The organism is Cetobacterium sp. (assembly GCF_977044495.1).
On the sequence record NZ_CDRRQU010000029.1, the window covers coordinates 20,452 to 29,753 of the forward strand.

The 9,302-nt window shown below is 32.4% G+C and carries 8 protein-coding genes; 6 read left to right on the forward strand and 2 right to left on the reverse strand.

What is annotated here, in order from left to right:
- The first annotated feature begins 11 nt into the window (after positions 1 to 11).
- Entirely contained in the window at positions 12 to 1,568 is a 1,557-nt protein-coding gene (locus ACWI69_RS08145) for an extracellular solute-binding protein (protein WP_448821345.1), read from the forward strand.
- 58 nt (positions 1,569 to 1,626) lie between these two features.
- Here the strand turns inward: ACWI69_RS08145 and ACWI69_RS08150 are convergent, their stop codons facing one another.
- Positions 1,627 to 3,024 (reverse strand): sulfatase family protein, encoded by a 1,398-nt coding sequence (locus tag ACWI69_RS08150; protein WP_448821346.1) that lies wholly within the window; start codon positions 3,022 to 3,024, stop codon positions 1,627 to 1,629.
- Between the two features lie 79 nt (positions 3,025 to 3,103).
- The gene (locus ACWI69_RS08155; RefSeq protein WP_448821347.1) at positions 3,104 to 4,081 is read right to left on the reverse strand and encodes a LacI family DNA-binding transcriptional regulator; all 978 of its coding nucleotides are present in this window, start codon (positions 4,079 to 4,081) and stop codon (positions 3,104 to 3,106) included.
- Between the two features lie 222 nt (positions 4,082 to 4,303).
- Between ACWI69_RS08155 and ACWI69_RS08160 the strand changes: the two genes are divergently transcribed.
- Genes ACWI69_RS08160 through ACWI69_RS08180 form a run of 5 tightly spaced genes read left to right on the forward strand, consistent with a single transcriptional unit; the run spans position 4,304 to position 9,154 of the window.
- The gene (locus tag ACWI69_RS08160; protein ID WP_448821348.1) at positions 4,304 to 6,061 is read left to right on the forward strand and encodes a glycoside hydrolase family 35 protein; all 1,758 of its coding nucleotides are present in this window, start codon (positions 4,304 to 4,306) and stop codon (positions 6,059 to 6,061) included.
- 12 nt (positions 6,062 to 6,073) lie between these two features.
- On the forward strand, positions 6,074 to 6,409 hold the full coding sequence (locus ACWI69_RS08165) for a hypothetical protein (protein WP_448821349.1): 336 nt from the start codon (positions 6,074 to 6,076) through the stop codon (positions 6,407 to 6,409).
- Positions 6,396 to 7,349 (forward strand): ABC transporter substrate-binding protein, encoded by a 954-nt coding sequence (locus tag ACWI69_RS08170; protein ID WP_448821352.1) that lies wholly within the window; start codon positions 6,396 to 6,398, stop codon positions 7,347 to 7,349. The genes ACWI69_RS08165 and ACWI69_RS08170 overlap by 14 nt, the downstream gene beginning before the upstream one ends.
- 16 nt (positions 7,350 to 7,365) lie before the next feature.
- Complete coding sequence (locus ACWI69_RS08175) at positions 7,366 to 8,352, forward strand: carbohydrate ABC transporter permease (RefSeq protein WP_448821350.1); 987 nt, start codon at positions 7,366 to 7,368, stop codon at positions 8,350 to 8,352.
- On the forward strand, positions 8,318 to 9,154 hold the full coding sequence (locus ACWI69_RS08180) for a carbohydrate ABC transporter permease (RefSeq protein ID WP_448821351.1): 837 nt from the start codon (positions 8,318 to 8,320) through the stop codon (positions 9,152 to 9,154). The genes ACWI69_RS08175 and ACWI69_RS08180 overlap by 35 nt, the downstream gene beginning before the upstream one ends.
- Positions 9,155 to 9,302 lie beyond the last annotated feature (148 nt).

The following is a 9,302-nucleotide window of genomic DNA, read 5'->3' on the forward strand; positions in this document are numbered from 1 at the left end:
GAGAAATTATAATGAAGAAAAAAATAGTGATGGGGACATTACTTTTATCAACACTTATGTTTAATGGGTGTACAAAGGATGGGGAGTCAAAAGGCACGGAAGCAGTGAAGGAAAAAGATAAAAATCTTTCTGTATTTTTAATTTTTAATGGAATGCCTTTAAGTGAAGAGTGGGAGATATATAGAAAAGCTGAAGAGGCAACAGGAGTAAAAGTAAAGTCTTATGCTTCTAAAAATAATACAGATTCTGTGCAAGCGTATAATCTTATGTTAGCTTCAAATGATTTATCAGATATAATAGCGTATAGAGTTCCAGATTTAGAAAAATTAGGAAGTGATGGAGGAGTAATACCTTTAAATGACTTAATAGAAAAACATGCACCGAATATAAAAAAATTTATCAATGAGAATCCATTATACAGAAAAGATATGTATTCCTTAGATGGAAAAATTTATGCAATCCCTACATACTATGATTTAGACAAACTAAGTGTATCATCTGGACTTTTTATTAGAACGGATTGGCTAAAAAAATATGGATTACCGATACCAAAGACATTAGAGGAAACTGAAAAGGCTTTGATGACATTTAAAGAGCAAGATGCTAATGGAAATGGAAGAAAAGATGAAATAGGAATCTTTATTCGTGGAAATATTCAAACTACCCTAAACAATCTAACAGGAATTTTTGGAGCCAGACCCTATAAAACATTTTATGTAGAGGACGATAAAGTAGTTTTTGCAACGCTGGATCCAAACTTTAAAAAAGCGGTAAAGATAGCCGCAGATTGGTATAAAAAAGGTCTCATAGATAAAGAGATTTTCACTAGGGGATGGGGAGCGAGAGATGCTGTGCTACCAACAAATATAGGGGGAATGACCTTGGATTGGTTTGGAAGCACTGCGGGTTATAATAATCTATCGAGTCAAATAGCAGAGTTTGAATTTTATCCAATAGAACCACTTCAGATAGAAGATGGAGTGAAAACTGTTGTATTGGGAAGAAATACAACACCGGAGATTGGATGGGGAATTTCAGCAAGTGCAAAAAATCCAGAACAAGCCATAAAATTTATGGATTGGTGGTTCTCTGAAGAGGGAAGAAAAACTTGGAATTTTGGTATTGAGGGAAAACACTATACGATGGTAGACGGGGAACCAGTATTTACGGATTATGTGCTAAATAATCCAGATGGAAAAGGTCCGTTGAGAGTTTTACAAGAAGTTGGAGCTCAAGTTTCAGGACCGGGGGTTCAACAAGATGCAAACTATGAATTTCAATCTTCAAATGATATTGCTAAACAAGGGTTTGAGATGTATATGAAAAACCAAAATACGATAGATCCACTACCGATACTAAAGTATAGTCCTAATGATGTAAAGAAGCTGGAAAAAATAATGACACTTGTAAATCAAACAACAGAAGAGTATATGCAAAAATGGATTCTAGGAGTTTCAGATGTAGATTCTGATTGGGATACATATGTCAATAGAATACAACAAAATGGTATAGATGAAGCAGTGGAGTTAGTACAAAAGAGTAATAACCATTATAATAATATGAAGTAGAATCTTATAGACAAACAAAAAGAAGTATGCATATAAAGTGTCATACTTCTTTTTCTATTCAAACGCTTATTTTGACAAAAGGGTCATTATATTTTTTTCCCCATGCCATTAGGTACTCTTTTAAGTATTTAGTTTTATCTGTTAAATGGATAGAATTTAGCTGATACTCATCTTCAATGTTATTGTATAAGAACTCTTTAGGAGTGTCGGTACCAGAGTAATTATTGAAATATACATAGGTATATTTCTCATCAATTGCAGCTCTCCATCCATAAGATAAAGTATCTAATCCCATTTCTTTGAGAGTATTTAAAACTTTAGAGTTTCCAGTGTAACATGCAGAGATAGCAATATTATCTACTTTTTTACCTTTTAAGGTGGGAGAGAGATTAACTCCTTCCATCTCTTTAGGAATATTCAAATCTAAAAGAGACAGTATTGTAGGAGCTATATCAACACCTGAAAGTGGTGTGGTTATTTTTTTACCTTTATATCTATCTCCATGGGAAAGCATAAATGGTATAGAAATAGCCTCTTCAAACCAAACGTGTTTGCTCCAAAGTCCATGAGAACATAACATCTCCCCATGATCTGAAGTTACTATAATTATAGTATTATCAAATAGATTGTTCGTTTTTAAATAGTCAATTATTTTTCCAAAATATTCGTCTATAGCTGTTATAGCAGCATAATATTTTTTTACAGATTTTAAATAGGTGTCTTCATCTAAGGAGAATGGAGTTATAGTTTGTGGATGATCAACTATGTCTTCTAGAACAACATTTTCTTTTTTTTCGATTTTAACATCTTTATACATATCCACATATTTTTGTGGAATTAGATCAAGAGGTGTGTGAGGTGGATTCCAAGATAGAAAGAGAGCAAAGGTATCATTTTTACTTCTATTGATAAAATCTAAGGCTATATCTGTTTCGTGTTCAACAGACCATTTATCAATTTTAATCATCTTTGGAGAATCCATCCAGTAGTGAGGAGAAAGATGATTATCATCAGCCCCATAGGAGTACCAGAAATCAAAACCGTGCCTTTTAGAACCTGGAGGTGTGAAGGCATCCCAATTTTTAGCTCCTGAAAGTGGAAGAGTATCATCTTTTTTTTCAGGTTCATCAAGATGCCACTTGCCAATATATCCTGTTTTATATCCATTGGCTTTTAGAATATCCCCAATTGTGACTTCACTTTCTTTTAAAAATATATTTTCAAGACCGGGTTTACAATTTGTAATAACTCCATGAGATATGGGATTTTTACCCGTTAAAATAGTTGCTCTATTTGGTGAACAAAGAGGACAACTACTGTAGGCTTTTTCAAAAATAGCTGCTTCATTAGAGAATGTATCAAGATTAGGAGTTATAACAGGTTCTTTTTTCATAAAGCCAACTGCCTCTCGCCTCCATTGGTCTGCAAAAATAAATAAAAGATTTGGTTTTTTCATAAAATCCCCCCAAGTTGAGTAGTTTGCTCTTTTTATCATACACCTTATGGAAAAATAAGTAAATATTCCGTTTTCAGCTTTAGAATGGAATATCAAGTAAAGAGGTACTATCTCGTTCGATTAAAATTGGGCTAAGACTTTTTTGTATGGGTAATTTATTCTCATTCAATAGGTAATCTATAGCGTTTTTCATCATTAAATCAACAGGATGTCTAATACTTGTGATATTTAAGGCCGTGGAGATAATGGTATCATCAAAGCTTAAAATAGATATATCTTTAGGAGTATATAGCCCTTTCTTATCCAATTCTTTAATTAGGTTTAAAGCTATAATATCGTTGGATGTAATAAAAGCTGTAGGGAAATCCTTTATCGAATTTAATTTCAAAGATAGATTGTCAAGATTCGCGTTGGTAGGGTCAGTTTCAATAAACCATTCATCCGAAAAATTCAAATCTTTTTCAGAAAAAAACTCTTTAATTCCTAGAAGTTTTGTATTTTTTTTATCTGCACCAATAAAACATATTTTTCTATGATTTAGATTGAAAAGATGCTCAGTAGCGATTTTTCCGCCTTGTATAAGAGAAGTATAGACACATGGATAGTTCGGGAGAGTACAATCTACGATTACAAAATTTTCGTTTTGATTTTTTAAAAACTCAAGATTCTCTTTTGCAACAGGAGCTATAATAATTCCATCTACATTTCTGGCTTGTAGGTTTAAAATATGCTCTTTTTCCAGATATTTATCTCCTTGAGAGTTGAGGATAATAACTGTGTATCCATTTTCTCCTGCAACCTTTTCAACATACTTAATCATCTCTAAGTAGTAATAGTTAGATAGATCAAAAAGTATAACTCCGATTATTTTAGAAGAGTTACTTCTCAAAGTTTTAGCACTGCTGTTAGGTTTAAAACCTTGGTCTGAAATTATTTTTTCAATACGGGCCCTAACTTCAGGGTCTACAGTGGGATTCCCATTGACTACCCTTGAAACAGTGGGCTGAGAAACACCAGCTAATTTCGCTATATCTTTCATAGTTAAAGTTTTTTTCATAAGACCACCTTTCAAAAGTTATTATGAACTCAATTAAAGTATTTTTTTTTCAATTTGTCAAACAAAATTTTTTATTGAACATTACTCTTGACAAAACTAAAATCATGGAATAAACTCATACCAAGAATACGTATTCTTATAAAAGGTAGAATGTATTCAGAAAAAAAAGATTACAAATCAAACAAAAATTTAAAAAAAAGTGGTGATAAAATAGGAGGAGAAATGAGGTTTATAGGAGAACATATAGAGGTGGATGGAGAAAAAACTCTTCTTATATCTGGAGCTATGCATTACTTTAGAACTTTACCTGAGCAGTGGGAGGATAGGCTTGAAAAAATAGCGTCAGCCGGATTTAACTGTGTAGAAACTTATGTGCCATGGAATCTTCATGAGCCTAAAGAGGGAGAATATAACTTTTCAGAGATGTTAGATCTTGAAAAATTTATATCTCTAGTTGATAAGAAGGGGCTTTACATTATTTTAAGACCATCTCCATATATATGTGCTGAGTGGGAGTTTGGTGGATTGCCACCATGGTTATTAAAGTATCAAGGGATAAGGCTTCGTACTATGGACTCAATATATATTGAGAAAATCGATAGATATTATAACACTCTAGTCCCTAAGTTTATAAAGTACCTCTCTACAAATGGTGGACCTATAATAGCTGTTCAAATTGAAAATGAGTATGGAAGTTATGGGAATGACCATAAATACCTCAGTTATTTGGAGGAGGCTCTCATTAAAAGAGGCGTTGATGTGCCACTCTTTACTTCAGATGGACCAACTCATTGGATGCTATCTGGAGGAACGTTACCACATATTTGGAAAACAATAAATTTTGGTTCAAAGACAGAGGAGTCTTTTGAACTATTTAAAAAATATCAAACTAATATGCCAAAAATGGTTATGGAGTTTTGGATTGGATGGTTTGATCATTGGGGTCAAGAACATATAACAAGAAAAGGGGAAGAGGTGGCAGAAGAGTTTAGATATATGCTAGAAAATAACATCTCTGTAAATTTTTATATGTTCCATGGAGGAACTAATTTTGGTTTTATGAATGGGGCAAACTACCATGATGAGCAAAGATGTACGGTGACAAGCTATGATTATGATGCTCTTTTAACAGAAGCTGGAGATTTAACAAAGAAATACCATTTAGTAAAGAATACTTTGGAATGTTTTAAAGGGAAAGTAAATATAAAAAAACATAAAAATTATAAAGAATATAAAGTGAAAGACTCTAAAAAGGTGGCATATGGTAAAGTGGAGTTTAAAAAGAGCACATCTCTTTGGAGTAACTTAAATTCAATTGGGAAACATCATATATCACCATATGTCAAGACTATGGAGGAGTTAGATCAAGACTATGGATTTATACTTTATAGAACAAAAGTTAAAGGAATTATTGAAAATATGCCATTGACTTTACAGGAGGTTAGGGATAGAGCTCTTATATATCTAAATGGAGAGTTTAAAGGGATTATAGATAGAAATAGTAAGCAGGAGATAGTATTAAATTGTGAAAAAGAGGAGTCTATATTGGAGATTTTAGTTGAGAACATGGGAAGAATCAACTATGGACCTCTATTAAAAGATAATAAAGGAATTACAGAGGGAGTTAGGTTAGATAGACAGTTTTTGTTTAACTGGGATATCTATACGATACCACTAGATAACCTATCTAATTTAATTTTTGATGAGGATGTCAAAAATGTTGAAAATCATCCAAGATTTTTTAAAGGGATTTTCAATGTGGATGAGATAGGAGACACTTTCTTGGATTTTACAGGTTGGGAAAAGGGTGTTATATATATAAATGGATTTAATTTAGGAAGGTATTGGAGTGAAGGACCTCAAAAGAGACTCTACGTTCCATCACCTCTTTTAAAAGAGGGAGAGAATGAGATTGTTATTTTTGAACTTCATAGAAATGGTGAAATTATGGAATTTTCTGCAGAAGCTAAACTTTTTTAAGGAGGGTAAAAGATGAAAAGATATTTAAAAGCTTTAGGAGTAGGGACAATGCTGTTTATGGCGGCTTGTGGAGAGGGAGAGCAAAAGACAGTTGTTAAAGTGGAAGATAAAAAAATTGATTTAACTTTTGTAACATTTTCTGGAACAGGTGAAGAATACATGATGGATACCAATAGTCTTGCAGAAGCCTATAAAAAAATTGATCAAAATGTGACAATAAAAATGGAAAAAATACCTGCAACTGAGTATGATAATACAATGAAAATAAGAAACTCAGCACAGAAATTACCAGATATTTTCCCAGTGAGAGTTGTAACTATGGAAAGTTTTAAAACTGTACTGCAATGATACAGAAGCCGCAAAAGTAAATAAGTTTGCTAAAGATTTTGAAATTGATGGAAATATCTACGGTTTACCTATGTATGGATTTAATGAGTTTGTTTATTATAGAAAGAGCGTATTCAATGAATTAGGTTTAGAGATACCAACAACTTGGGGAGAGTTTGCTGCACTTTCTGCTAAGATAAAGGAAAATGGAATCTATATTCCAATGGCACTGGGAGCAAAAGATTCTTGGACAACATATCCATTTAATGAGTTTATGCCATTTTTAGTGCCGGGAGGAAATGATATTTTAAGTAAAATGGCTGTAGAAAAAGACCCATTTTCACCGGGGAAACCATTTTATATTGCCTATGATATGTTGGATAAATACTACAGTACAAAACCTTTTGGAGATGACCCACTGGGATACGGATGGGATCAAGAAAAAAGTATGTTTGCTTCTAAAAAAGCAGCTATGTTAGCGGCAGGACAATGGTTTTATGTGGATTTAGAAAAAGAGATGTCTAAAGAAACACTAGATGATGTGGGAGTGTTTGTACTACCAGCTCGTGAGACAAAAGATGATCCATTTAGATATTTAGTTTCAGCAGAGGTATTTTTATCAATTCCAAAATACAGTAAAAATGCAGACGCAGCTAAAAAATTCTTAGATTGGTTCTTTACAAGTGAATATTACAAAGAGTACGTGACGTATATGAACGTATTGTCAGCTGTAGATGGAGTGAAAGGTAGAGAAAGTATATTCAATGTTGCTATAGCAAATATTCCAAATCCAGAAGTTGTACTTCAAAAAGGTGGAGATGAGAAATTTAGGAAGATAGCTAACTACATCTCTTTTGATGTTAAAAGAATGGGGCAAGAGATGATTCAAGGAGTTAATTTTGCAGAGTACATGAATGAGTTCAATAAAAAATGGACAGAAGCCCAAGAAAATACAAAGTAGTTGTCAGGAGTAAATTATGAGAGATAAAACACAAAGAAGTATATTGTTAGTATGTTTTTTAGCAATACCAACTGTATTACTATTTGTATTTGTTCTTTATCCAGCATTTAAGTTGGCTTTAATTAGCTTTACTAATTGGGATGGGATAAATCCAAGTTATAATTATGTTGGATTTAAAAATTATACTCAGGTATTTCAAAGAAAAGATATTTGGCAAAGTTTAAAGAATAATAATTTATATTTTGTATTGCATCTATTATTTATTCCAATAGAGATGTATTTAGCGATGCTTTTAGATAGGTATATAAAGAAAAGTGAATTTTTCAAGACTATAGTTTTTATGCCGTATATAATAAATGGGGTCGCAATAGCCTATATGTTTTCATTTTTATATAGTTCGGAGGATGGGGTATTAAATGGACTTTTAGCTCTTGGAAACATTGGAAAAATTAGATGGTTAAGTGATCCTAAAATAGTTAATTATTCACTAGTGGTAGTTTCTCTTTGGAGATTCACTGGAGTCCACATAATACTTTTCTTAGCTGGTCTTCAATCCATAAATAAGGATATGTTAGAGGCTGCACTGATAGATGGAGCATCAGTACTACAACAGTTTATAAAGATAATAATACCAAATATGAAATCCATTTTAAGTATAGTACTATTTTTAAATGTTAGAGGAGCGTTGATGGTATTTGATATTCCGTTTGTTATGACAAGTGGAGGACCTGGAACAAGTAGCACAACATTTGCTCTTCACACAATTAAAACAGCCTTTGAGTTTAGTAACTTCGGTTTAGCTTGTGCAATGGCTATAGCTTTAATAATAGCTATTCTTGTTATATCTGTAGTTCAAAGCTTAATTTTAGAACCTGAAAAATTTAAAGTAAAATTAAATGGAGTAAAAGTACGTATGAAAAAAGAAGGAGTAAAAGCCAAAACCGTGTTGGAAGAGGAGGAGGAGAGAGTTGAAGAAGAAGAAAATGAGCGAGTTACTATTTAATACTCTTAATCACACAGCATTTGTAATTATAACTTTGATAGTTTTAGTTCCTTTACTTCTAGTTGTTTTATCATTTTTCAAAACTCCAGAGCAGATAGCACAAGGTTATCATCTATCTTTACCAGCACCTTTTTCACTAGATAACTACAAAGAGGTTTTTAAAAATGGAAATGTATTAACAGGATTTAAAAACTCAATGCTTTTGGTTTTAGGAACAATAACAATAAATGTTATTTTAAGTAGTATGGTTGCTTATTCACTCAGTAGGTTTGAGTTCAAACTTAAAAAGATGTACTTCTTTCTATTTAGTCTTTCAATGCTGATACCAAGTTTTATTGCTGAGATAACAAGATTTGGAATTATAGGAAAACTTGGAATATATGATACTCTTTTAGCACCGATGGTAATCTATATATCCACAGATATTCTTCAAATATATGTATATAAGCAGTTTATAGATCAGATTCCATACTCTTTAGATGAAAGTGCAAGAATAGATGGATGTTCGTATTTTAAGATCTATTGGAAAGTTATATTTCCACTGATTTTACCAGCCACAGCAACGCTGATAATACTAAAATCTGTGGATGTATTAAATGATATGTTTACCCCATATCTATATATGCCAAGTGCTGCTAATGCAACGCTTACAACAATGCTGATGAACTATGTGGGACGTAGTGGGTCTTGGGCTAAGTTATCAGCGGCAATAGTTATAGTTATGTTACCAACAGTTATAATGTATATGATATTTAAGAAAAAGATTTTATCTGGAATAGTAGCTGGAGCAGTTAAGGAGTAAAGTAAAAATAAATGGAGAGGGTCAATCCTCTCCATTTTTGTTACCTATATTTTATCAAAACGCCCTGAGAAAACCTCTTCCTCTATTAGGGAGAGGATGAATCAGGGCAATCTTTTTAGTTTTTAGTTCCTTTAATCGAATATATAGC